Source organism: Streptomyces sp. NPDC058683, assembly GCF_042716195.1.
Taxonomy (GTDB): Bacteria; Actinomycetota; Actinomycetes; order Streptomycetales; family Streptomycetaceae; genus Streptomyces.
The window spans coordinates 20,669-44,143 of record NZ_JBHXSK010000077.1; the positions used below are offsets into that span (position 1 = coordinate 20,669).

General features: G+C 71.7%; 20 protein-coding genes and 1 pseudogene. 11 read left to right on the forward strand and 10 right to left on the reverse strand.

What is annotated here, in order from left to right:
• Positions 1–21 precede the first annotated feature (21 nt).
• The 5 genes from ACFWXC_RS48770 (at position 22) to ACFWXC_RS48790 (ending at position 4,298) form a co-directional block, all read left to right on the forward strand.
• Positions 22–2,526 (forward strand): nitrate- and nitrite sensing domain-containing protein, encoded by a 2,505-nt coding sequence (locus ACFWXC_RS48770; protein WP_384489997.1) that lies wholly within the window; start codon positions 22–24, stop codon positions 2,524–2,526.
• Entirely contained in the window at positions 2,523–2,960 is a 438-nt protein-coding gene (locus ACFWXC_RS48775; protein ID WP_384489999.1) for a roadblock/LC7 domain-containing protein, read from the forward strand. The genes ACFWXC_RS48770 and ACFWXC_RS48775 overlap by 4 nt, the downstream gene beginning before the upstream one ends.
• Positions 2,961–2,976: 16 nt before the next feature.
• Complete coding sequence (locus tag ACFWXC_RS48780) at positions 2,977–3,390, forward strand: DUF742 domain-containing protein (RefSeq protein WP_384490001.1); 414 nt, start codon at positions 2,977–2,979, stop codon at positions 3,388–3,390.
• 123 nt (positions 3,391–3,513) lie between these two features.
• Positions 3,514–3,684 (forward strand): hypothetical protein, encoded by a 171-nt coding sequence (locus tag ACFWXC_RS48785; RefSeq protein WP_384490003.1) that lies wholly within the window; start codon positions 3,514–3,516, stop codon positions 3,682–3,684.
• A 2-nt stretch (positions 3,685–3,686) separates the two neighbouring features.
• Positions 3,687–4,298, forward strand: a complete 612-nt coding sequence (locus tag ACFWXC_RS48790; protein WP_384490005.1) for an ATP/GTP-binding protein — start codon at positions 3,687–3,689, stop codon at positions 4,296–4,298.
• A gap of 4 nt (positions 4,299–4,302) precedes the next feature.
• On the opposite strand, the gene ACFWXC_RS48795 is transcribed toward ACFWXC_RS48790, so the two are convergent.
• Positions 4,303–4,731 carry a PPOX class F420-dependent oxidoreductase gene (locus ACFWXC_RS48795; protein ID WP_384490007.1) on the reverse strand — a complete coding sequence of 143 codons (429 nt, stop codon included), beginning with the start codon at positions 4,729–4,731 and terminating at the stop codon, positions 4,303–4,305.
• 95 nt (positions 4,732–4,826) lie between these two features.
• On the opposite strand from ACFWXC_RS48795, the gene ACFWXC_RS48800 reads away from it, so the two are divergent.
• Together ACFWXC_RS48800 and ACFWXC_RS48805 are read left to right on the forward strand one after the other, a co-directional pair.
• Positions 4,827–5,240, forward strand: coding sequence for a roadblock/LC7 domain-containing protein (locus tag ACFWXC_RS48800; protein WP_384490009.1), 414 nt, complete (start codon positions 4,827–4,829; stop codon positions 5,238–5,240).
• Positions 5,241–5,366: 126 nt separating this feature from the next.
• Positions 5,367–6,233 (forward strand): DUF6397 family protein, encoded by an 867-nt coding sequence (locus ACFWXC_RS48805; RefSeq protein WP_384490011.1) that lies wholly within the window; start codon positions 5,367–5,369, stop codon positions 6,231–6,233.
• 80 nt (positions 6,234–6,313) lie between these two features.
• Here ACFWXC_RS48805 and ACFWXC_RS48810 read toward each other — a convergent pair whose 3' ends face one another.
• Together ACFWXC_RS48810 and ACFWXC_RS48815 are read right to left on the reverse strand one after the other, a co-directional pair.
• On the reverse strand, positions 6,314–7,180 hold the full coding sequence (locus ACFWXC_RS48810; protein ID WP_384490013.1) for an acyl-CoA thioesterase: 867 nt from the start codon (positions 7,178–7,180) through the stop codon (positions 6,314–6,316).
• A gap of 34 nt (positions 7,181–7,214) precedes the next feature.
• On the reverse strand, positions 7,215–9,728 hold the full coding sequence (locus ACFWXC_RS48815) for a DUF3516 domain-containing protein (RefSeq protein WP_384490015.1): 2,514 nt from the start codon (positions 9,726–9,728) through the stop codon (positions 7,215–7,217).
• A gap of 145 nt (positions 9,729–9,873) precedes the next feature.
• Here ACFWXC_RS48815 and ACFWXC_RS48820 point away from each other — a divergent pair, with 145 nt between their 5' ends.
• Positions 9,874–10,668, forward strand: coding sequence for a metal-dependent hydrolase (locus tag ACFWXC_RS48820; protein ID WP_384490017.1), 795 nt, complete (start codon positions 9,874–9,876; stop codon positions 10,666–10,668).
• Between the two features lie 53 nt (positions 10,669–10,721).
• Here the strand turns inward: ACFWXC_RS48820 and ACFWXC_RS48825 are convergent, their stop codons facing one another.
• From ACFWXC_RS48825 to ACFWXC_RS48840, 4 genes are all read right to left on the reverse strand, one after another.
• Positions 10,722–10,982: a type B 50S ribosomal protein L31 gene (locus ACFWXC_RS48825; protein WP_360494384.1), complete on the reverse strand. Its 261-nt coding sequence runs from the start codon at positions 10,980–10,982 to the stop codon at positions 10,722–10,724.
• A 69-nt stretch (positions 10,983–11,051) separates the two neighbouring features.
• Complete coding sequence (locus ACFWXC_RS48830) at positions 11,052–11,522, reverse strand: DUF5709 domain-containing protein (protein WP_384490019.1); 471 nt, start codon at positions 11,520–11,522, stop codon at positions 11,052–11,054.
• A 195-nt stretch (positions 11,523–11,717) separates the two neighbouring features.
• Positions 11,718–13,499 (reverse strand): ABC transporter ATP-binding protein, encoded by a 1,782-nt coding sequence (locus ACFWXC_RS48835; protein WP_384490021.1) that lies wholly within the window; start codon positions 13,497–13,499, stop codon positions 11,718–11,720.
• Positions 13,496–15,379 carry an ABC transporter transmembrane domain-containing protein gene (locus tag ACFWXC_RS48840; RefSeq protein ID WP_384490023.1) on the reverse strand — a complete coding sequence of 628 codons (1,884 nt, stop codon included), beginning with the start codon at positions 15,377–15,379 and terminating at the stop codon, positions 13,496–13,498. Before ACFWXC_RS48840 ends, ACFWXC_RS48835 begins: the two co-directional genes overlap by 4 nt.
• Before the next feature lie 238 nt (positions 15,380–15,617).
• Here ACFWXC_RS48840 and ACFWXC_RS48845 point away from each other — a divergent pair, with 238 nt between their 5' ends.
• Positions 15,618–16,352, forward strand: a complete 735-nt coding sequence (locus tag ACFWXC_RS48845) for a L,D-transpeptidase family protein (RefSeq protein ID WP_384490031.1) — start codon at positions 15,618–15,620, stop codon at positions 16,350–16,352.
• Between the two features lie 24 nt (positions 16,353–16,376).
• Here ACFWXC_RS48845 and ACFWXC_RS48850 read toward each other — a convergent pair whose 3' ends face one another.
• The gene (locus tag ACFWXC_RS48850) at positions 16,377–18,368 is read right to left on the reverse strand and encodes an N-acetylmuramoyl-L-alanine amidase (RefSeq protein WP_384490025.1); all 1,992 of its coding nucleotides are present in this window, start codon (positions 18,366–18,368) and stop codon (positions 16,377–16,379) included.
• A gap of 215 nt (positions 18,369–18,583) precedes the next feature.
• A complete protein-coding gene (locus ACFWXC_RS48855; protein ID WP_384490027.1) occupies positions 18,584–20,104 on the reverse strand; it encodes a M1 family metallopeptidase in 1,521 nt (506 codons plus the stop codon).
• 130 nt (positions 20,105–20,234) lie between these two features.
• On the opposite strand from ACFWXC_RS48855, the gene ACFWXC_RS48860 reads away from it, so the two are divergent.
• Both ACFWXC_RS48860 and ACFWXC_RS48865 read left to right on the forward strand, forming a co-directional pair.
• The gene (locus ACFWXC_RS48860; protein ID WP_384490029.1) at positions 20,235–21,830 is read left to right on the forward strand and encodes a peptide-N4-asparagine amidase; all 1,596 of its coding nucleotides are present in this window, start codon (positions 20,235–20,237) and stop codon (positions 21,828–21,830) included.
• 184 nt (positions 21,831–22,014) lie between these two features.
• Positions 22,015–23,310 (forward strand): annotated as a pseudogene (locus tag ACFWXC_RS48865) (cation:dicarboxylate symporter family transporter); the annotation flags it as partial.
• On the opposite strand, the gene ACFWXC_RS48870 reads toward ACFWXC_RS48865, so the two are convergent.
• Positions 23,204–23,475, reverse strand: a 272-nt coding sequence (locus tag ACFWXC_RS48870) for a pentapeptide repeat-containing protein (protein WP_384490033.1), incomplete at its 5' end; no start/stop codon positions are given. The pseudogene ACFWXC_RS48865 and the gene ACFWXC_RS48870 sit on opposite strands and share 107 nt — an antisense overlap.

Here is a 23,475-nt window from a genome sequence, read left to right on the forward strand (position 1 = left end):
CCACTCCCGAGCGAGGAGGCCATGCGTACACCCCGTAGGACCCCCACAGCAGGCCCGCAGACACCGTCCCAGCGGCCACCCAGCGGCCGCCGCGCGCACGCCGGACCACCCGCCGACGAACCGGTCGACGATGCCGTCGGCATCGCGGCCGACCACGCGCCCGCCGGAGGCTGGCGGATCCGTCCCCGGACCGTGCGGGCCAAGGTCGTCTGCCTGCTCATGGTGCCGGTCATGTCCCTGCTCGCCCTGTGGGCGTACGCCACCGTCACCACCGCGCAGGACGTCTCCCGGCTGCGCCAGTCCCAACGTGTCGACGCCGCGTTGCGGACCCCGGTCGCCGGCGCCGTCGCCGCGCTCCAGGCCGAGCGCACCGCAGCCGTCCGATACGCGACCGACCCCACCGCCGAACAGGCCGGCGACCTCAAGAGGCTCGGTGCCCGTACCGACCAGGCCGTGGCCGAGCTGCGGCTCGGCAAGGACAGCACCGTCGCCGACAGCGAGGAACTGCCCTCCGGCGTCGCCCAGCGCCTCCGGACCTTCGTCACCGGCGCCGAGCAACTGCGCACGGCGGTACGGAACCGGGGCGCCGACTGGGACGAAACCTACGGGCGGTACACGAAGGCCATCGCCATGGGCTTCGCCGTGGACGGCGCCCTCACCGGCATCCAGGCCGACGACATGGGCGCCGACGCGCGCGTGCTGCTCGAATTCTCCCGCGCGGGCGAGGCGTTGGCCCAAGAGGACGCGATCCTCGCCGGCGCCCGGCCGACCGGCGCCCTGGACGGCGAGCGACTGCGGCTGTTCACCGGCGTCGTCGGCACCCGCCGTGTCCTCACCGACACGGCCGTCGCCGACCTGCCCGGCGCACAGCGCACCGCCTGGCACCGGTTCGCCCATGGCGGCGACTACACCACGCTGGCAGCCACCGAGGACAAGATCCTCGCGAGTCAACCCGGAGCCAAGGCGCTCGACGCGGCCCCGGAAGCGACCTGGAACACCGCTCACGCGCGCGTGCAGGAAGGAATGCGGACCGTCCAGACCGGAACGGCACACGCGGTCGCCGGCCGGGCCGATCCGTTCGCACGCGGTCTGCTCACCCCGGCCGGAGCCGCCGTCCTGTTCGGTCTCCTCGCGGTGGCCGCCTCGCTCGTCATCTCCGTACGCATCGGACGCGGCCTCGTGGTCGAGCTGGTGAGCCTGCGCAACGGCGCTTTGGAGATCGCCCGGCGCAAGCTCCCCGAGGCGATGCGCAGACTGCGTGCCGGCGAGGAGATCGACGTCCGCGCGGAGGCACCCCCGGGGCCGCCCGCGGAGGACGAGACCGGACAGGTCGCGGAGGCCCTCGGCACCGTCCACCGCGCCGCCCTGCGTGCCGCCGTGGAGCGCGCCGAACTCGCCAGCGGCATCTCGGGCGTGTTCGTGAACCTCGCCCGCCGCAGCCAGGTCCTGGTCCACCGCCAGCTGAGCCTGCTGGACAGCATGGAACGCCGCTCCGACGACCCCAACGAACTGAGCGACCTCTTCCGCCTCGACCACCTCACCACCCGAATGCGCCGCCACGCGGAGAGCCTGATCATCCTCTCCGGGGCGGCCCCCGGCCGGGCCTGGCGCATGCCGGTGTCCCTGACCAACGTCGTACGGGCCGCCGTGTCCGAAGTCGAGGACTACGCGCGCGTGGAGGTACGCCAGCTCCCCGAGGCAGCCGTCGTCGGCGCGGCCGTCGCCGACCTCACCCATCTGCTCGCCGAGGTCGTGGAGAACGCCGCCCAGTTCTCGCCCCCGCACACGCGCGTGCGCGTCACCGGGGAACCCGTCGGCAACGGCTACGCCCTGGAGGTCGAGGACCGCGGACTCGGCATGGGCGAGGAGACCCTCGCCGAAGCCAACCGGCGCATCGAGCAGTCCGAGGCCCTCGACCTGTTCGATAGCGACCGGCTCGGCCTCTTCGTCGTCAGCAGGCTCGCGGCCCGCCACGGCATCAAGGTGCACCTGCGCACCTCCCCCTACGGCGGCACCACCGCGGTGGTCCTGCTGCCGAAGGCCCTGCTTCACGGTGGTCCGGCGGAACGTTCCGGCCGTCCGCCGGCCGGCATCGAACAGGCACCGGAACGCGATTACGCGCGTGTGCCCGGCACCGCCCTTCCACCGGCCGCCGTCCCCGCGCCCCGTCCCGTCCTCGCCACCACCCACGCCACCACCCACGCCACCCCGCACCCGGCGCCCGAGCCACCACCCCCCGGAGTCACGACCTTGAGGCCGCACCGCCCCCCGCACGACTCCGAGGCCGGCGACGACGACCTCCCACGCCGGGTGCGGCAGGCGAACCTCGCCCCCCAACTGCGCGATCCACGCACCGAGGAACCCGCGCCCGCCCGGCTACGGGACGATCGCACCCCCGAACTCGTCCGCGACCGCATGACGGCCTACCGCGACGGCTGGACGCGCGGCGGCGGCAGACAACCCGGCCGCGCAGCCACTCCGGAACCCGAAGAGGGCACCGACAGCACCGAAGGAGACCGCGCATGATCCAGGACCCGAGCATGAGGGCCGACCGCCGCTCCGGCGAACTCGACTGGCTGCTGGACGACCTGGTGCTGCGCGTCGAGGAAGTGCAGCATGCCGTGGTGCTGTCCAACGACGGCCTCGCCGTCGGCGCCTCGACCGCCCTCGGGCGTGAGGACGCCGAGCACCTCGCCGCCGTCGCCTCCGGCTTCAACAGCCTCGCCAAGGGCACGGGACGGCACTTCGGGGCGGGAGGGGTGCGCCAGACCATGGTCGAGATGGACGACGCCTTCCTCTTCGTGGCCGCCGCCGGCGACGGCTCCTGCCTCGCCGTGCTCACCGCCGTCACCGCCGACATCGGCCTGGTCGCCTACGAGATGGCCCGCCTCGTCAAGCGCGTCGGCGAGCACCTCTACACCGCGCCGCGGGCCGCCGCCCGGCCGCCCGCCGCCGGATGATCCGGAAGCCCCACCGATGACCGAATACACGATCGGCGCCCCGCGCGAGCCGGGCAGCCAGTGGTACGACGGCGAGGCCGGACCTCTCGTCCGCCCCTACGCCATGACCGGCGGCCGCACCAAACCCGGCCCCACCGGAGTGCGGTTCGACCTGATCGCCCTGGTCACACTCGACCCGGGCGCGCCCGGCGTCGACGACGACACCGCGCTCGGCCCCGAACACCGGGCACTGATCGACCTGTGCCGGGTGGAGACGCAGTCGGTCGCCGAGCTCGCCGCCGGCGCCGACCTTCCCGTGGGCGTGGTCCGGGTGCTCCTGGGCGACCTGCTGGAACTGGGCTGTGTCACCGTGAGCCGTCCGGTGCCACCGGCCCAGCTTCCCGACGAACGGATTCTGCGCGAGGTCATCGCGGGATTGCGGGCACTGTAGATGAGCATCCGGAACCAATCGGACGCGCGCCGGTCAGAACAGACGCGTTCCGGTACAACCGCCCGCGAGGGGGCCGCAGTTGTCATGATGCTGGCTGCGTGTCCCGAGCGGACCAAGTCGACCGTGCGAACCAAACGCACCGAGCGGACCCAGCCGACCGTGCGGACCAAACGCACCGAGCGGATCAAGCGGACCGTGCGGACCGAGCGGCGTCCCGCGCAGCCCGAGCCGCGCCACCGGCCCTCCCGAGCCCCCGAGCATGTCGACCGCAGCCGGCCCTCCCGAGAGAAGTGATCATGGTCTCCGAGTACTCCGAGCCCGCCGCCGCCGACGACGACACGTCGGCCATGGCGCTCAAGATATTGGTCGCCGGCGGCTTCGGCGTCGGGAAGACGACCCTGGTCGGCGCCGTCAGCGAGATCCGGCCGCTGCGCACCGAGGAATTGCTCAGCGAAGCAGGCCAGCTGGTGGACGACACGGACGGGGTGGACCACAAGGTCACCACCACCGTCGCCATGGACTTCGGCCGCATCACCATCCGCTCCGGGCTCTCCCTCTACCTCTTCGGTACCCCGGGCCAGGACCGCTTCTGGTTCCTCTGGGACGAGCTGTCGCAAGGAGCCCTCGGCGCCGTCGTCCTCGCCGACACCCGCCGCCTGGAGGACTGCTTCCCGGCGGTCGACTACTTCGAGCACCGGCACATCCCGTTCGTCGTCGCCGTCAACTGCTTCGTCGGCGCCCGGACCTACGGCGCGCGCGACGTCTCCCGCGCCCTGGACCTGGACCAGGGCACGCCCGTGGTGCTGTGCGACGCCCGGGACCGGGACTCCGGCAAGGAGGTGCTGATCCGGCTCGTCGAGTACGCCGGGCGGATGCACACCGCCCGGCTCCTCGACTCGGTGGGCTGAGACCTCAGCCCGTGAGGTCCTTGAGCGCCACCACCTTCTCCACGGTGACCCGGACCAGCAGCTCGCCCGGGACGCCGTTGCGGGCGCCGAACTCCTCCGCGCGCTCCTCTCCCACGTAACGGGCCGCGATCCGGGTGGCCGAATCACGCAACTCACCCGGTTCCTCGGACAGCCGGGCGCGCCCGCTCAGCACCACGAAATGGAACGGGGGCCGGTCGTCGTCCACACACAGGGCGACTCGCCCGTCGCGGGTGAGATTGCGGCCCTTCACGGTCTCCTTGCCGGTGTTGAAGACCAGGTCGTCCCCGTCCAGCAGGAACCAGACGGGGGCCACGTGCGGGCTGCCGTCGGCGTTGACGGTGGACAGCTTGCCGGTGCGGGTGCCGTGTGAGACGAACGCCCGCCATTCCTCGTCGGTCATCTTCTGTGCCATGTCCCCATCCTCCTTGCCCGGACGCCGGTGGTGGTGAAGGCTGGCGGGGAGATCCTCCAGCCAGGGGGAGACGGCACACGGGGAGACGCTACGACATGGCGCAGAACCAGGGACTCGGCTGGCTGCTCGACGACCTGACCGAGCGCGTGGAGCACGTACGTCACGCGCTGGTCCTGTCGAACGACGGGCTGGTCACCGGAGCGAGCACGGGCCTTCGCCGGGAGGACGCGGAGCATCTGGCCGCCGTCGCCTCCGGGCTGCACAGCCTTGCCAAGGGCTCGGGACGCCACTTCGGCGCGGGCCAGGTCCGCCAGACGATGATCGAGTACGACGACGCGGTCCTGTTCGTCACCGCCGCCGGAACCGGCAGCTGTCTGTGCGTCCTCAGCGGCGCGGAGGCGGACATCGGCCAGATCGCCTACGAGATGACACTGCTCGTCAACCGCGTCGGCGAACACCTCGGCGTGGACGCCCGGCAACCGGAGCGTTCCTCGCCAGTGGACCTCTGACCTGCTGTTTCTTCCCCTGTCGCGGAGTTATCCACAGGCCCGCCACGAGATCCGCCGGAGCGGCTACGGTTTTTCCACGGCGAGCGCACCCGGCGCGAGCCACCCGCTCCACGGGGGAGAACGACCATGTCCGGCACCACCATCGCCCGACCCCGCCAGGTCACCTGCACGTTCAGCCGCGCCGCCCGTGAACTGGGCCTCAGGCGAGGCGAGTTCGACCTCGCGGTACATCTTGGCCGGATCCGCACAGTGCCCGACGAGGGCGGCGGAGGCCACCGTGTCTCCCGGAGCGAGATCGAGCGGCTCCAGGACCGGGCCGAAACCCTCCGCGAGAGCGTGCGAGCCGTCGGTACGACCGAGGGCGCGGCCCTGATGGAGATCCCGGCGGGCAGGTTCACCCGCTTCGCGAAACTCGGCCTGGTGACTCCCGTGACCTGGTATCCGAACCGCTATCGGGCCGTGGTCTGGCTCTATCTGGCGGAGGAGCTGAGGCAGTTCGCGGCCGACGAGAAGAACGCACAGCTGCTCACCGGCCGTACGCCCGTGGAGCTGCGGGACCGGCTCGGGGCGGGAGCGGACCAGCGGGCCCGCAACTGGCGCGGACGCCACTGCGGCTTCCTGCTGCGGGCGGCGGGCGGGCGGTGGGAGCGGGCCGGGGTGGTGGCCGGCTTCCTGGACCCCGGTGAGATCGACGACGCACTGACGGATCCGCACGAGCGGGCGTACGTACAGGCATTCCGGCCCGCCCCGCCCGCCCACGGCGCACCCGGCTCGCCGACCGCGCTGCTCGCCGAGGAGCTGATGACGGCGGACGAGCCGGACGAGATCGACTGGTTCCGGAACGACCTGGCACGGGCTGTGACGGAGGCCCGCGCATTCCGCCCGGCGCCCCGCCCTGTCACGTACGCGCAGCACCCGGCACCGGCCCAGCCGAGGACCGCGCACGGCCTGCGCGGCTGGCTGCGCCGCAGAAGCCCCCGTCTTGCCCACTGAGGACGCCCTGAAGAACTCCGGGCCTCCGGGGCCCAAGCGGCTCTTCCTCGTGGCTCTTCTCTCCTACAGAGCCCTGAACCCTACAGAGCCCTGAACAGGCCCTCCTGGACCACCGACACCAGCAGCCGCCCCTCCAGGTCGTAGACCCGCCCACGGGCCAGGCCCAGGCCGCCCGTGGCGATGGGGGACTCCTGCTCGTACAGGAACCACTCGTCCGCACGGAACGGCCGGTGGAACCACATGGCGTGGTCCAGCGAGGCCATGTCGAAGTTCCGCGGCCCCCACAGGGGCTCGACGGGGACCCGCACTGCGTCCAGGAGGGTCATGTCGCTGGCGTAGGTCAGCGCGCAGGTGTGCACCAGCGGATCGTCGCCCAGCGGACCGACCGCACGCATCCACACCGCGCTGCGCGGCTCGGCGCCCGCTATCTCCTCGGGGTTCCAGCGCAGCCGGTCGACATAGCGGATGTCGAAGGGCTGACGGCGCGCCATCCGCTCCAACTGCTCGGGCAGCTCGCCCAGATACTTGCGGATCTCCTCGGCGAGCGTCGGCAGCGACTCCGGGTGCGGTACCTCGCGGGCCGGCGGCAGCTGGTGCTCGAAAGCTCCCACCTCAGGCTTGTGGAAGGAGGCGGTCAGATTGAAGATCGTGCGGCCGTGCTGCACGGCGGTGACCCGGCGCGTCGTGAACGACCGCCCGTCCCGGATCCGTTCGACCTGGTACACGATCGGCACGCCGGGCCGGCCCGGTCGAAGGAAGTACGCGTGCAGTGAGTGCACCGGGCGGTCGCCCTCCGCGGTGCGGCCGGCGGCGACCAGCGCCTGGCCCGCCACCTGGCCGCCGAAGACCCGCTGGATGGACTCCTGGGGACTGCGGCCACGGAAGATGTTGACCTCGATCTGCTCGAGGTCGAGCAGGTCGACCAGTCTCTCGGCCGGGTTCGTCATGGGTGGGGTTCTCCTGTGGTCAGAACGGGCCGGGTCAGAGCTGGCCGACATCGGTGACGCGGACGACCGCGCGGCTCTCGGCGTCGGAGGCCGTCAGGTCGACCTCCGCGCTGATGCCCCAGTCGTGGTCGTCGTTCGGGTCGTCGAAGATCTGCCGGACACGCCACAGCGCGTTCTGCGGCTCCTCCTGGATCACGAGCAGCTTGGGGCCGCGGGCGTCGGGGCCGGTGCCCAGGTCCTCGTACTCGTCCCAGTACTTGTCCATGGCCTCGCCCCAGGCATCGGCGTCCCAGCCGGACTCCGCGTCCATCTCGCCCAGTTCGTCGACGTGGTCGAGGGCGGCCAGCTCCACGCGGCGGAACATCGCGTTGCGGACCAGGACCCGGAAGGCGCGCGCGTTGGCGGTGACCGGCTTGACCTCGTCGGCCTTCTCCTGGGCCTCCTCGGCCGTCATCTCCTCCGGATTGGCGAGCTGCTCCCACTCGTCCAGCAGACTGGAGTCGACCTGGCGGACCATCTCGCCCAGCCACTCGATCAGGTCCTGCAGGTCCTCGGACTTGAGGTCGTCGGGGATGTTGTGGTCCAGCGTCTTGTACGCGCTCGCCAGGTAGCGCAGCACGATGCCCTCGGTGCGGGCCAGCTCGTAGAAGGACACCAACTCCGTGAAGGACATCGCCCGTTCGTACATGTCCCGGATGACCGACTTGGGCGACAGCGGATGGTCGCCGACCCAGGGGTGGCTCTTGCGGTAGGTGTCGTACGCGTGGAAGAGCAGCTCTTCCAGAGGCTTCGGGTAGGTGACGTCCTGGAGGCGCTCCATGCGCTCCTCGTACTCGATGCCGTCCGCCTTCATCGCGGCCACCGCCTCACCCTTCGCCTTGTTCAGCTGGGCGACCAGGATCTGCCGCGGGTCGTCCAGGGTGGACTCGACGACGGAGACCATGTCGAGGGCGTAGGACGGCGATTCGGGGTCGAGGAGTTCGAACGCGGCGAGGGCGAACGTGGACAGCGGCTGGTTAAGCGCGAAGTCCTGCTGGAGGTCGACCGTGAGGCGGACGATACGGCCGGTGGCGTCCGGCTCGTCCAGCTTCTCGACGATGCCGCCGTCGAGGAGCGAGCGGTAGATGGCGATCGCCCGGCGGATGTGCCGCAGCTGCTGCTTGCGCGGCTCGTGGTTGTCCTCCAGCAGATGACGCATCGCCTCGAAGGCGTTGCCCGGGCGGGCGATCACCGACAGCAGCATGGTGTGCGTCACCCGGAAACGCGACGTCAGCGGCTCCGGCTCGGACGCGATCAGCTTCTCGAAGGTGGTCTCCGACCAGGCGACGAAGCCCTCCGGCGCCTTCTTGCGCACCACCTTGCGCCGCTTCTTCGGGTCGTCGCCCGCCTTCGCCAGCGCCTTCTCGTTCTCGATGACGTGCTCGGGCGCCTGCGCGACCACCAGCCCGGCCGTGTCGAAGCCGGCCCGGCCCGCCCGGCCGGCGATCTGGTGGAACTCCCGGGCGCGCAGCGTGCGCACGCGGTTGCCGTCGTACTTGGTGAGTGCGGTGAACAACACCGTGCGGATGGGCACGTTGACGCCCACGCCCAGGGTGTCGGTGCCGCAGATGACCTTCAGCAGACCGGCCTGCGCGAGCTTCTCCACCAGGCGCCGGTACTTGGGGAGCATGCCGGCGTGGTGCACGCCGATGCCGTGCCGGACGTACCGGGAGAGGTTCTGGCCGAACTTGGTGGTGAAGCGGAAGTTGCCGATCAGCTCGGCGATCTGCTCCTTCTCCTCCTTCGAGCACATGTTGATGCTCATCAGCGCCTGCGCCCGCTCCACCGCCTGCGCCTGGGTGAAGTGCACGATGTACACCGGCGCCTGCCTGCTCTCCAGCAGCTCGGTGAGCGTCTCGGTGAGCGGGGTGAACTTGTACTCGTAGGAGAGCGGCACCGGACGGGTCGCCGAGCGGACCACCGAGGTGGGACGGCCGGTGCGGCGGGCGAGGTCCTGCTCGAAGAAGGAGACGTCGCCGAGGGTGGCGGACATCAGGATGAACTGCGCCTGCGGCAGTTCGAGGAGCGGGATCTGCCAGGCCCAGCCGCGGTCGCCCTCGGCGTAGAAGTGGAACTCGTCCATGACGACCTGGCCGACGTCCGCCTGCTTGCCGTCGCGCAGGGCGATGGAGGCAAGCACCTCGGCGGTGCAGCAGATGACGGGCGCGTCGGAGTTCACGGAGGCGTCGCCGGTGAGCATGCCGACGTTCTCGGTGCCGAAGATCTTGCACAGCTCGAAGAACTTCTCCGACACCAGTGCCTTGATCGGCGCCGTGTAGAAGGTGACCTCGTCCCGGGCCAGGGCGGCGAAGTGCGCGCCCGCGGCGATCATGCTCTTGCCGGAGCCGGTCGGCGTCGACACGATCACGTTCGCCCCGGAGACCGCCTCGATCAGCGCCTCCTCCTGGTGGGGGTAGAGCGTGAGACCGCGCTCCTGAGCCCAGGACTCGAAGGCTTCGTACAGGGCGTCGGGGTCGGCGGTCGGCGGCAGTCGATCGATGAGGGTCACGCACCCATCTTGCCTGGCCCGACCGCCGAGGGGGGAATCGGCTGCGAGCCCGAAGATCACGACCCCTATGCTGTGTCGCCGACGGAGCGTCATCGCACCCGGTCAACTGGACAGCGGCATACGAGGAATGGGGCGCACAGCGGCCATGATGGGACCAGCACACTCACTGTCGGGAGCCGCAGCCTGGCTCGGCGTCGGAGCCGCGGCCGCCGCGGCCGGGCACGGGATGCCCTGGCCGGTGCTCCTGGTAGGGGCACTGATCTGCGCCGGCGCCGCGCTCGCCCCGGATCTCGACCACAAGGCCGCCACCATCTCGCGCGCTTTCGGACCGCTGTCCCGCTGGGTCTGCGAGATCGTCGACAAGCTCTCCTACGCCGTCTACAAGGCGACCCGGAAGCCGGGCGACCCGCGTCGCAACGGTGGGCACCGGACGCTGACCCACACCTGGGTGTGGGCGGTGCTGATCGGCGGGGGCTGTTCCGCCGCGGCGATCCTCGGCGGCCGCTGGGCGGTGCTGGCGATCCTCTTCGCGCACATGGTGCTGGCGATCGAGGGCCTGCTGTGGCGGGCCGCCCGCGGCTCCAGCAGCGACATACTGGTGTGGCTGCTCGCGGGGACCAGCGCCTGGATCCTGGCGGGCGTCCTGGACAAGCCGGGCAACGGCTCGGACTGGCTGTTCACCCAGCCCGGCCAGGAGTACCTGTGGCTGGGGCTGCCGGTGGTGCTGGGGGCACTGGTGCACGACATCGGGGACGCGCTGACCGTCTCCGGTTGCCCGATCCTGTGGCCCATTCCGATCGGCCGCAGGCGCTGGTACCCGCTCGGCCCGCCGAAGGTGATGCGGTTCCGCGCGGGCAGCTGGGTGGAGCTCAAGGTGCTGATGCCCGTGTTCATGGTGCTGGGCGGCATAGGCTGCGCGGCCGCCCTGAACGTGATCTGACCGCAGGGGCTCCAGGGGCTCCAGGGGCTCCAGGGGCTCCAGGGGCTCCGGGGTCAGCCGGTCTGCCCCGAGCCGCCCCCGTAGCGCCGTTCGAACGCGGCGACGCGGCCCTCGGTGTCCACCGTGCGGGCCTTCCCGGTGTAGAAGGGGTGGCTCTCCGAGGAGATCTCCACGTCGACCACCGGGTAGGTCTCGCCGTCGTCCCAGTCGATGGTCTGATCGCTGGTCGCGGTGGACCGGGTCAGGAAGGCGTATCCGGCGGCGCGGTCGCGGAAGACCACGGGGTGGTAGTCGGGGTGCTTGTCCTGCTGCATGGCGGCTCCTCGAACAAGACGGACAGGGCGGACAGGGCGATCGGTGCGGTCGGGCAGAGGGGGCCGGCGTCAGCCGTAGGCGGTGTCCTCGTCGACGATGTGCATCGCGGCCTCCTCGGCGGAGGCCCCGGCGCCGTCGATGCCGATGTCGGTGGCGACGAGACCGTTCTCGTCGTCCTCGTGCGCCCCCTCGTCGGGTGCCACGAGGCGGCCGGAGCGCAGATCGCCGACCTCCTTGTCCAGGAGTTCGCCGTCGCTGCCCTGACAGTCGCCGATGCCGTCGCCGTCGGGGGCGACCGGATCGGGCAGCTCCTCGGCGAGCCGCTGGTCCAGGGTCTCGCCCCGGTGGCCCTCCGCCGCGGTCACCCCGGTGTGCTCCACGGCCCACGGCCGCTCGGGCGGGGACCAGCCCCGGTCCAGGGGATCGCTGACGCCGTCGGACTCCAGCGTGTCCTCCACGTCGAGCAGTCCCGTGTCCTCGCGGGTCTCGGATCCGTCGGGCTGGTAGACGTCGTCCCCCCATCCGTCGGCGGTGGTCACGGCTACCTCCAGGGGGTGAGGCGGCGGTCCGAGGGGCGGGCCGCCGGCACGCTCGGCACGGGCCTCACGCGCCGCGAACCCTGCGGTTCCCGGCCCGTCCCCGAACCGGTGCCGCTCTCCAGCCTTCCACCCCTGCTCGTACCCGCGCAACGGCACGGGGCGCGACCTGCGGCGCATACCCCGTGCCACGGCCGGTCACCCGTGCCACGACCGCCACAGCGCCGCGTAGGCGCCGTCGGCCGCAACCAGCTCGTCGTGGCTGCCGAGCTCGCTGATCCGGCCGTTCTCGACCACGGCGATGACATCCGCGTCATGGGCGGTGTGCAGCCGGTGGGCGATGGCGACCACGGTGCGGCCGTCGAGGACCCGGGCCAGGGACCGCTCCAGATGGCGGGCCGCGCGCGGGTCGAGGAGCGAGGTCGCCTCGTCCAGGACCAGGGTGTGCGGGTCGGCCAGCACCAGCCGGGCCAGCGCGATCTGCTGGGCCTGCGCCGGGGTCAGCGTGAGGCCGCCGGAGCCGACCTCGGTGTCCAGGCCCTGCTCCAGGGCCTGCGCCCAGCCGTCCGCGTCGACCGCGCCCAGGGCCGCCCACAGCTCGGCGTCCTCGGCGCCGGTCCGGGCGAGCAGCAGGTTGTCGCGCAGGGAGCCCACGAAGACGTGGTGCTCCTGGTTGACGAGGGCGACATGGGAGCGGACCCGTTCGGCGGTCATCCGGGACAGCTCGGCGCCGCCGAGGGTGATCCGGCCGTCGCGGGGCGCGTAGATCCCGGCGAGCAGCCGGCCCAGGGTGGACTTGCCCGCGCCCGAGGGGCCGACCAGGGCGAGCCGGGTGCCGGGCGCGACCTCCAGGGAGACCTCGCGCAGCACGTCGACGCCCTGCAGGTAGCCGAAGCGGACCTCGTCGGCGTGCACCTCCCGGCCGTCGGGGGCCAGCGAGGCGTCACCGGCGTCCGGCTCGATGTCCCGGACGCCGACCAGCCGGGCCAGCGACACCTGGGCGACCTGGACCTCGTCGTACCAGCGCAGGATCAGGTTGACCGGCTCGACGAGCATCTGGGCGATGAGGGCGCCCGTGGTCAGCTGGCCCACGTCGAGCCGGCCGTCGAGGACGAGGACGCCGCCGATCATCAGCACCGCGCCGAGCACGGTGGTGTGGGTGGCGTTCATGGCGGGGAACAGCACCGACCGCAGCCACAGCGTGTAGCGCTCCCATGCCGTCCACTCCTTGACCCGGCGTTCCGACAGGGCGATGCGCCGGGCGCCGAGCCGGTGCGCCTCGACGGTGTGGCCGGCGTCCACGGACTCCGCGAGGGCGGCGGCCACGGACGCGTACCCGGCGGCCTCGGAGCGGTAGCCGGAGGGCGCCCGCCTGAAGTACCAGCGGCAGACGACCACCAGGATCGGCAGGGCGAGCAGCACGGCGGCGGCCAGCGGCGGCGCCGTGACCACGAGCCCGCCGAGCAGCAGCACCACCCACACGATGCCGATCGACAGCTGCGGCACGGCCTCCCGCATGGCGTTGGCGAGCCGGTCGATGTCGGTGGTGATCCGGGACAGCAGATCGCCCGTGCCCGCCCGCTCCAGGACGCCCGGCGGCAGCCCGACGGACCGGACGAGGAAGTCCTCGCGCAGGTCGGCCAGCATCCGTTCGCCGAGCACGGCGCCGCGCAGCCGTACCTCGCGCACGAAGACGGCTTGGACGGCGAGCGCGAGCACGAACAGGCCGATGGTCAGGCCCAGATGGAGTTCACGGGCACCGTCCGACACCCGCTCGATCAGTCCGCCGAGCAGGTACGGGCCGACCATGGAGGCGATCACGGCCACCGTGTTGACCATGATGAGGACGGAGAAGGCCCGGCGATGCCGGTGGAACAGTTCGGCCACGTAGGCGCGCACGGTCGAGGTGGCGCCGATGGGCAGGGTGGTGGCCGTCGTCGGGGCCGCCGGGTCGTACGCCGGTGGTGCGACGCCGATCATGCGCTTTCCTCGATCTCTTCCAGCGCGCCGTTCCGCAGCGCGACTTCTTGCTCCTTGGGCGTGCTGCCTCGCAGCGCGGCCTGTTTCTCCTTGGGTGCGCCGCCTCGCAGCGCGCCGTCTTCGTCCCTCGTGTTCCGGAGGGCGGCTTCGTCGTCCGTCTCCCGGGTCACCACCGCCCGGTACCGCGGCTCGGTGCGCACCAGTTCGCGGTGCACGCCGACCGCGCCGACCTCGCCCTCGTGGACGAGGACGACCCGGTCGGCCCGGTCGAGCAGCAGCGGCGAGGAGGTGAACAGCACGGTCGTACGGCCGGACCGCACCTCGCGGATGCCCTCCGCGATCCGCGCCTCGGTGTGCGAGTCGACGGCGGAGGTCGGCTCGTCCAGGACGAGCACCTCGGGGTCGGTGATCAGCGACCGGGCCAGCGCGAGCCGCTGGCGCTGGCCGCCCGACAGGGAGCGGCCCCGCTCGGTGATCCGGGCGTCCAGCGGGTCGGTGACGTCCAACGAGCCCTGGACCAGGGCCTCCAGGACGTCCGCGCACTGGGCGGCGGCCAGCGCGTCCTCGGCCCGCACGGCGCCGGAGGCCGGCACGTCGAGCAGCTCGCGCAGCGAACCGGAGAGCAGCACCGGGTCCTTGTCCTGGACGAGCACCGCGGTGCGGGCGGTCTCCAGAGGCAGTTCGTCGAGCGGTACGCCGCCGAGCAGCACGGAGGTGGCGGCCTCGGCGGGGTGGCCGCCCAGCCGTTCGGCGAGGTGGCCGGCCGCGTCGGGGTCGCCGCAGACCACGGCGGTCAGCCGGCCCGCGGGCGCCAGCAGACCGGTGTCCGGGTCATACAGGTCGCCGTCCGGCACCGCGTCCGCGCGCGAGCCGCCGGTGTCGGTGGCCCGTTCCAGGGAGAGCACCCGGGCGGCCCGTTTCGCCGAGGGGCGCGAGAAGGAGTACGCCATGGCGATCTCGGTGAAGTGCTGCAACGGGTAGTTGAGGATCATGACCGAGCTGTAGACGGTGACCAGTTCGCCGACGGTGACCCGGCCCTGCCGGGCGAGGTGGACGCCGTGCCAGACCACCGCGATCAGCAGCAGCCCGGGCACCAGCACCTGGATCGCGGCGATCAGGGACCACATCCGGGCGCTGCGCACGGCGGCCCGCCGCACCTCCTGGGACGCACGGCGGTAACGGTCGAGGAAGAGGTCCTCGCCGCCGATGCCGCGCAGCACGCGCAGCCCCGCCACGGTGTCCGAGGCCAGCTCGGTGGCCCGGCCGGCCTTGGCGCGCTGGAAGTCGGCGCGCCGGGTCGCCCGGGGCAGCAGCGGCAGCACGGCCAGCGCCACCAGCGGCAGCCCCGCGGCCACCACCCAGCCGAGCGCGGGCTGGTAGAAGAGCAGCCCCACGCCGACCACGACGACCGTCACCGCGGCCGCGGTGAACCGGGAGACCGCCTCGACGAACCAGCCGATCTTCTCGACGTCGCCGGTGGAGACGGCGACCACCTCGCCGGCCGCCACCCGCCGGGTCAGCGCCGAGCCCAGCTGGGTGGCCTTGCGGGCGAGCAACTGCTGGACGCGGGCGGCCGCGGTGATCCAGTTGGTGACGGCGGCCCGATGCAGGAAGGTGTCGCCGACGGCGATCGCCGCGCCGCACAGCACGAGCAGACCGCCCGTCAGCGCCAGCCGGGTGCCGGAGCGGTCGACGACGGCCTGGACGGCGAGCCCCACGCAGAAGGGGAGCGCGGAGACGGCCACGAAGTGCAGCAGTCCCCAGGCCAGTGCCTTGAGCTGGCCACCCAGTTGATTCCGCCCGAGCCACCACAGGAAGCGAGGACCCGAACGTGCGTCCGGCACGCCCGGATCGGAATACGGAAGATCTTGAATTTGCATGACGTCCCAGCGGCTCGTGTCGGGGGAAGGTGGCGACAAGCCGTGAAAGGTTCGCGTCGGAGGGTGGTCGAAATCAAACGGTTTTCCCGGGCGGTCGGCAGAATCCACCGTCTTCCGGCCAGGGCTTGCCGTCCAACACGCGGACCATGTCTGGAAATTCAATCAATGGACGCATATGTGATGCCAGGATGGCCGGGTGCAGATCAAGAGCGTTCGGCGTGTGACCGCCGTGACGGCGATGGCCCTCGGAACCGTCCTGATGGCCCTGAGTGCCTGTGGCGGGCCGGGGAACGGCGGCGGTGCGAAGAACGGCGTACCGGGGGCGCCCGACAGAGCCGCCGGGGCGGGCCGGGCCGGGCAGCCGAGGCCGGCCGTGCCCGTCGGTGACCCGACCGCGCTGCCCGGCGTCGGCGAGCGGCTGCACGCGGAGATTCCCGCCGACTCCAGCCAGGTCCTGGCCGTGTACGGCGAGGGCGAGGACTCGGCCGACGCCACGGTCGTGCTGTACAGCCTGCGGGACGACGGCTGGCGCCCGGTGGGCAGCTGGCCCGCCCACAACGGGCGGAACGGCTGGACCACCGAGCACTACGCGGGCGACGGACGCAGCCCGGTGGGCGTGTTCACCGTCACCGACGCGGGTGGTGTGCTCCCCGACCCGGGCGCCCGGCTCTCCTACACCCATGACGTGGGTGTCTACGCACCCCCGTACTACTGGGACTCGGCGCACCAGCACGACTTCGACTACGTCATCGCCATCGACTACAACCGGCTGCGGGGCGCACCGCCGCACGACGTCACCCGCCCCTGGGGCGCCGAGCGGGGCGGCGGCATCTGGCTGCACCTCGACCACGGCAGCGGCACCTCGGCGTGCATCAGCCTCTCCGGGGAGGCCATGCGGTTCCTGCTCCGCACGCTCGACCCGGACCGCGATCCCGTGGTGGTGATGGGGGACCGGGCGGACCTGCTGGCCTGAGGCGACCCCGGATGCCGTGCGGGGTCACTGGCCTGCCGGGCCGGGCTGCTGCTCGGGCGCGCCCGCCGAGCCGGTGCTCGCGTGCATCAGGTCCACGTCGTTCGCCCGGACATAGGCGAGCCGGTGGCCGAACTGGATCTCGTAGTACCTCTCCTGGCCCAGCACCACGGGCTGGGGCGTGCCGGAGAAGGTCGACCTGTCGACATAGGAACTGTCGACGCCGGACTGTGTCACATAGCGCTGGCCCGCGCAGAGGGTGTACGGGAGCGGCGAGTCGGTCTCCTCCTCCATTCCCTCCGGGTAGGCCTCCTCCTCCGGCAGGGCACGCCCGTACACCGGGATCTCGTCCAGGCCCTCCTTGGGTGTCACCATGCGGCCGCTCGCGCCGACGGCCGTCGGGTGGTCCTTGGGGTTCTTGAACCAGGCCTTGTTGCCCTGGAACCAGATCGCCGTCCACTCGCCGCTGCGGTCGGCGACGGCGAAGGTCTGGCCGGTGGAGACGCGCGAACCGAGGTCGCTGACGTCCTCGGTGGATTCGTCGCCGTCCGGCCTGCGGCCCGGGTCCTGGATCAGCGGGGCGTTGTCGGCCGGGTCGGTGTGGAGGCGGACGGCGCTGGAGCCGTGCGGCTGGCACCGCTTTCCGTCGCCCTCGCAGCCGGTGTACCGCGGCTTGTGGGTGGCGTAGTCCGGCAGGATCATCACCATGTCGCTGTCCGGTCCGGCGGTAGCCTTCAGCGGCGCGCCGAGCAGGTCGAAGTAGTGCTGCCAGTCCCAGAAGGGGCCGGGGTCCTCGTGCATCTCGGGGATGCTGTCGCCGGTCGGCGCCGGCACGTTGTCATGGCCGAAGATGTGCTGCCGGTCGAGCGGGACGCCGTACTTCTTCGCCAGGAAGCGCACCAGGCGGGCCGAGGACCGGTACATCTGCTCCGTGTACCAGGTGCCGGGGTGAGCGAGGAACCCTTCGTGTTCGACGCCGATCGAACGGGCGTTGACGAACTTGCTGCCGGAGTGCCAGGCCTCGTCCTTCGTCCTGACGTGCTGGGTGACGTGGCCGTCGCTGGAGCGGATCGAGTAGTGCCAGGACGCCTCGGTCGGGTCCTGCACGGTCTGGAACATGTTCGGCAGCGTCGACTCGGTGTCGTGGATGACGATGTACTCGATCTTCTGGTCCCGGGGCCGGTCGGCCAGGTCGTGGTTGCCGTAGTCGCCGTCCTCGTCGATCTCCTGGTAGGGCGCGGCGAGCCAGTCACAGGACAGCTCCGGAGGGCACTCGACCTCCTTGGGCCGGGGTGGGACCTGCGGGCCGGGGCGCGGGCGGATGCCGGGGCTGGCGGGGAGTGTGACCTCCTGGCCTTCGGCGGTGGTCCGGTGCGCCCCCCGGCGGATCAGGGTGAAAACGTCGTCTGCGTACGTCGTGGCCGAGGTGACGTCACGGGTGCCGGGGAAACGTTCCACCGCCTGCCACCAGTCCTCCGGGTCCTCGCTGAGCGGCTTGCCGAGATGCCGCTGTGCGGCGGCCAGCAGGGCCGCGCCGCCGCGTACGTTGGCGACGGCGTCCGTCCGCAGCTCCGTGGGCGGGACCTTGATCAGCCGGGCGGCGCGTTCCAGGTCCGCCGGCTGCACGGCGTGCCCGCCCGAGGCGGACGCCGTCCCTGCGGGGGAGCTGTTCTCGCGGCCGTCCGGCGCCGCCGGTGCGGGGGCCGGTGCGGGGGCGTGGCCGCCGCCGGGCTCCACCAGGTGCATCGGCCCGTAGCCGCCCGCGACGCTGGGGGTGCCCGGGTGGGAGTCCCAGCGCGACTGCATGTAGGACACGCTCAGGAGCACACTGCGTGGCACGTGGAACTCGCGGGCGGCATCGGTGAAGGCGTTCTGCAGGCGCTGGCCCTCCGCCTCGTCGGCGCTCGACGCCGGGAGGATCAGCAGCGGTGGCAGCAGCGCGGCCGTCGCGAGCAGACAGGCCGTCATGCGGCAGGTCCGCAGGGCGCCGGGCACACGTGGGGCGACAGTTCTTCTCATACCGGAGGGTCTCCAACCGCTTGCTGAGGGTCTCCAACCACGCTCGTCGCAACCAGGGCGAAGGGATCGCCCTTAACGTCACCCCTCGTACGTTTCCGTGTCCGGCGCGGCACGGCGCGCCGAACGTCAACCGGGTGGACCAGCGGTCCGGCAGAGGCCACCCGGTCGGCGGCAGCGGATCGGCGTCCGAGGGGCGGTCGCCCACCGTCCCGGACTCAGTCCTCGACCGGGTCCACCTGCCAGTCGGGATGGCCGGGCATGGGCGGGGTGTCCGGCCCGTACAGCCACGGAGTCAGAAAGGGCGTCAGATCCTCGCCCGCGACCCGGGAGGCGAGCGCGACGAAGTCCTTGGTACCGGCCGCACGGCCCCGGTACCTGGTCACCCAGGTGCGCTCGATCCGGTCGAACGTTTCGTCACCCACCTTCTCCCGCAGGGCGTACAGCACCAGCGCCGAGCCGTCGTACCGCATCACCTTGAACAGCGTCGGCTCCGTCGGCTCGGCGGGGGCTCCGTCGTCGTGCCGCCACTGGTCGTGCTGCTCGTAGGCCGCCCGCATGGCGTCCTCCATGCTCACGCCGCCGTGCTCGTCGGAGTACAGCCGCTCGTAGAACCGGGCATGACCCTCACTCAGCCACAGGTCGGACCATCGCCGGATGGCGACGCTGTCCCCGGTCCAGTGGTGGGTCAGCTCGTGGACGAGATTGCGTTCGGCGTCGATCCGGTCGCCCAGCAGGTCGTCCTTGGGTACGAGGGACAGCGACTGCGTCTCCAGCGCCACCGGCAGGTCGGTGTCCCCGACCAGCACGCCGTAGCGGCGGAACGGGTAGGGGCCGAGCCGCCGTTCCAGCCAGGCGAGGTGTTCCGGGGTGAGCGCGCGGTCGGGCTCGGTCTCCGCGACCAGGCCGTCCGGCACCACGTCCCGGACCGGCAGTCCGCGCGGGCCCGTGCTGTCGACGACCGTGAACTTCCCGATCGCCACCTGGATCAGCTGGGCCGCGATGGGTTCCTCGGAGTCGTACGTCCAGCGCACGCGTCCACCGGGCCGCGGGACGCGCTCGACGAGCCGGCCGTTGGCCACCGCGCGGAGCCCCGCGGGGGTGGTGATGCGGAAGGTGACCGGTGCCCGCAGGCTGGGGTGGTCGTCCACCGGGAAGACCAGCTTGGCGCCGTCGGGCTGCGCACAGAGCAGGGTGCCGTCGGCGGTGGGCACCCAGCCGTACTCCCGGATCGCGTCGCCGCGCTGCCGGCGCTGGGTGGGGTCGGCGGTGTAGGTGACGCGGACGGCGAAGGCGCGGCCGCGCGGGATCGGCCGCGCGGGCGTGACGACGAGTTCGTCGCCGTCCCGTACGGCGATGGCCGACGCGCCGTCGACGGTGACCTTGTGCAGGGTGTTGCCCGCGAAGTCCAGGTCGAAGCGGGACAGGGCCTGGGTGGCGGTGGCGCTGATGGTGGCTCCGGCCTCGAACGGCGTCCCGGGCGCCTGCCAGTCGAAGTCGAGCGTGTAACGGTGCACCGTGTAGCCGCCGTTGCCGTCCAGCGGCATCAGCGGGTCGCCGATGCCCGGAGCGCCGGGCGCCGGGGCCGGGTCGGAGGCGGCCGCCGAGGGGCCGGGGGCGGGGGAGCCGTGGCCCCGGTGCGGGAGGCCGGCGAGCACGGCGTCGCAGGTGAGGGTGACGGCACCGCCGAGGGCGAGGGCGAGGGCCACGCGACGGACGCGAGCAGTCGTGATCTCCATGGGAGCACTGTGGCAGCAAGATCCGCTTATAGCATCATATGTGCCGATGGGGTGCGTCCGTGCGGGTCATTGAGCGGTCGGCCGGTCTCCTCATTGCGTCGGGTGGTCAACTCCCCGTAGAACACCGGCCATGAGAAGACGGATCATCATGTCCATGCTCGCCGGGGTGACCCTCCTGGCGAGCGCACTCCTCGGTACGGGTGCCCCCGCGGCCGTAGCCGCCGACGTCCCGGCCGAGTTCGGCACCGACTGGCACGACCCGGTGACCGCGGCGCCGCCGGTGTCCGTGCCCAAGGGCGCCAAGTCCTGCCAAGTCACCCTGGCCGAGGCCCAGTTCCGCGACTTCACGCCGTACAGGGGCACCTATGCACCGCCCCAGGGCTGCGGCGACCGCTGGAGCAAGGTGGTGCTGCGGCTCGACGGCAAGGTGAAGGGCCGTCAGTACGACCGGCTCGGCTATCTGCACGTCGGAGGCGTCGAGGTGCTGCGCACCTCCACCCCCGAGCCCTCGCCGGACGGCATCGAGTGGCACGTGGAGAAGGACGTCACCCACTACAGCGACACCTTCCGCGGCACGCAGGACGTCGAGATGCTCATCGGCAACGTCGTCGACGACACGTACACCGGCGTCATCGACGTCAAGGTCACGCTCACGTTCTACGCGGGACGCCCCCAGGCCACGGTCCCCGACCAGGTGCTCACCCTGGACGGCGGTACCGCCCTCACCACCCCGCGCAACAGCGAGCGCATCGTCGCCGAGGTATACGCCACCGGGTCCGGCGGCGGCTGCGAGGAGTTCTGGTACCTGACGGTGGCCGACCCGGCGTCGTACTCCTGCAAGGCGGGCAAGGGGCCCTACCGGGAGGTGCAGATCAAGGTCGACGGCCGGCCGGCCGGAATCGCCGCGCCGTTCCCGAACGTGTGGACCGGCGGCTGGTCCAACCCCTTCCTCTGGTACGTCGTTCCGGGCCCCCGCGCCTTCGACGTCAAGCCGATCGAATACGACCTGACGCCGTTCGCCGGGCTCCTCAACGACGGCCGTCCGCACCAGGTCGAGGTCTCCGTCGTCGGCGTCCCCGAGGGGCAGACCGGCTGGAGCGCCCCCGTGAACGTGCTGGTCTGGCAGGACGTGCACCGCGCCCACGTCACCGGCAAGCTCACCGAGGCCAAGTCCTCCGACCCCGTCAACTCCTCGGTCTACACCCCGGGTTCGGGGGAGTACCGGGTCGACACCGACGCCGGGCACCGGCTCACCGTCTCCGGATACGTCGACACCTCGCACGGCCGGGTGACCACCACCGTCAGCCGGACGCTGGCCAACACCTCGGCGCACCGCTGGAACGACGGCGAGACGACGGACGCGCTCGACGCCACCTGGTCGGACGACCAGAACGTCACTGTGAAGGCGGGCGGGGCGCCCCGGACGACACGCACGCACCGGACGTACACGATGAACGGTGCCATCACCGTCGGCACGGACGATCGCCTGCGCACCGAACTCACCCTCGGCGACCGGGCGGCCGTCAGCCGGCCCGGGCGCGGGTGGTCGCGGCTGGACGACACCTACCGCGGTGACGCGACCTACACCCTGAATGTGCCGCGCGACCAGCGGCACGCGGTCGGCACGTCGAGCGAGCGCTACCGGCTGTACGGGTCCGGCGGGTGCTACGACCGTTCGCTGGCCACCGAACAGGGGGTGCTGACGGAGGATCGCAGCGGCTGCTGAGCCGAGTGGTGTGCGATGCGTCACCAGGCGCGTGATTTACACGGCTGATACGCGCTGGTCTCGGACGGGATCAAGAAGGTCTCCAGAGTGATCGACACGGAAACCGCTTTCCGTATGGCAGAAGTCCCGCTGTCGCGGAAGTCCCGCTCGGCTTCCGCGAGTCGACACCCCCACAGGAGTGCCCGTGCCGCAGTCCGTACCGTCCCTGCCGCGACGCGTCGCACGCATACTGCGAACCTCTCTCTTCGCGCAGGTCGCCTGCGCGCTCGTGCTCGGAATCGTCGTCGGGAAGCTGTGGCCCGGCTTCGCCTCGGACCTGCAGCCGCTCGGCGACGGTTTCACCCGGCTCATCAAGACGATCATCTCCCCGCTGGTGTTCTGCGTGGTCGTCGTCGGCATCGCCAAGGCCGGTGACCTGAAGGCCTTCGGACGGATCGGGCTCAAGGCCCTGATCTGGTTCGAGGTAGCGAGCACGCTCGCCCTGGTCATCGGCCTGGTCGCCGCCAACGTCGTCCAGCCCGGCTCGGGGATGCATGTCGACCCGGCCACGCTGAGCGCCAAGGCAGTCGACGCGAAGACGGGCGGCGGCTCGCTGCCCTCGACGGCCGACTTCATTCTCGACGCCCTGCCCACCAGTTTCATAGGCGCCTTCGCGGAGAACTCGCTGCTTCAGGTGCTGGTGCTGGCCTGTCTGGTGGGGGCGGCCCTGCTCCACCTCGGCCGGACCAAGGTGCCGCAGGTGCTGCCGGCCATCGAGCAGGCGCAGGAGATCATCTTCGCGATCGTCGGCTTCGTGATGCGCCTCGCCCCGATCGCCGTCTTCGGTGCGATGGCCGTGCTGATCGGCCAGTACGGCCTCGGTGTCATCGAGACCTACGCCAAGCTGATCGTCCTGTGCTACGCGGCCGCCGCGGTCTTCGTCGCCCTGCTGGCGGTCGCCCTGAAGGCGCTCACCGGGCTCAGCCTCTGGAAGTTCGTCCGCTACATCCGCGAGGAGCTGCTGCTCGCGCTGGGCACCGCCTCCACGGAGTCCGTGCTGCCGCGCGTGATGCAGAAGCTGCGGAAGGCCGGCGCCCGCGACGACGCCGTCGGCCTGGTGCTGCCCACGGGGTACTCCTTCAACCTCGACGGCGCCTCGCTCTACCTCTCCATCGGCACCCTGTTCATCGCCCAGGCCGTGGGCGTCGACCTGAGCCTGAGCGAGCAGATCACCGTCGTCCTGGTGCTCATGCTCACCAGCAAGGGCATGGCCGGCATCCCCGGTTCGGCCTTCCTCGCGCTGTCCGCGACCGCCTCCTCGCTCGGGGCGATCCCGGCCGGTGCGGTCGCCCTGCTGCTCGGCGTCGACCGCATCATGGACTCGATGCGCGTCGTCACCAACCTGCTCGGCAACTGTGTCGCCGTCTTCGCCGTCTCCCGCTGGGAGGGCGCGCTGGACGTCGAGCGGGCGAAGAAGGTGCTGGGTGGCGAGGTCGCGGTGACCGAAGTCGCGCCCGCCGAAGTCGCGCCCGTCGAAGTCGCGCCCGTCGAAGTCGCGCCCGTCGAAGTCGCGGCCGCCGATGCCGAGGTGCCCGCGCAGGTACCGGCCAAGGAGTCCGTGTCCGAACGCTGACGTGCGGAAACGGGGCGGCTCCCCTCCGGAATC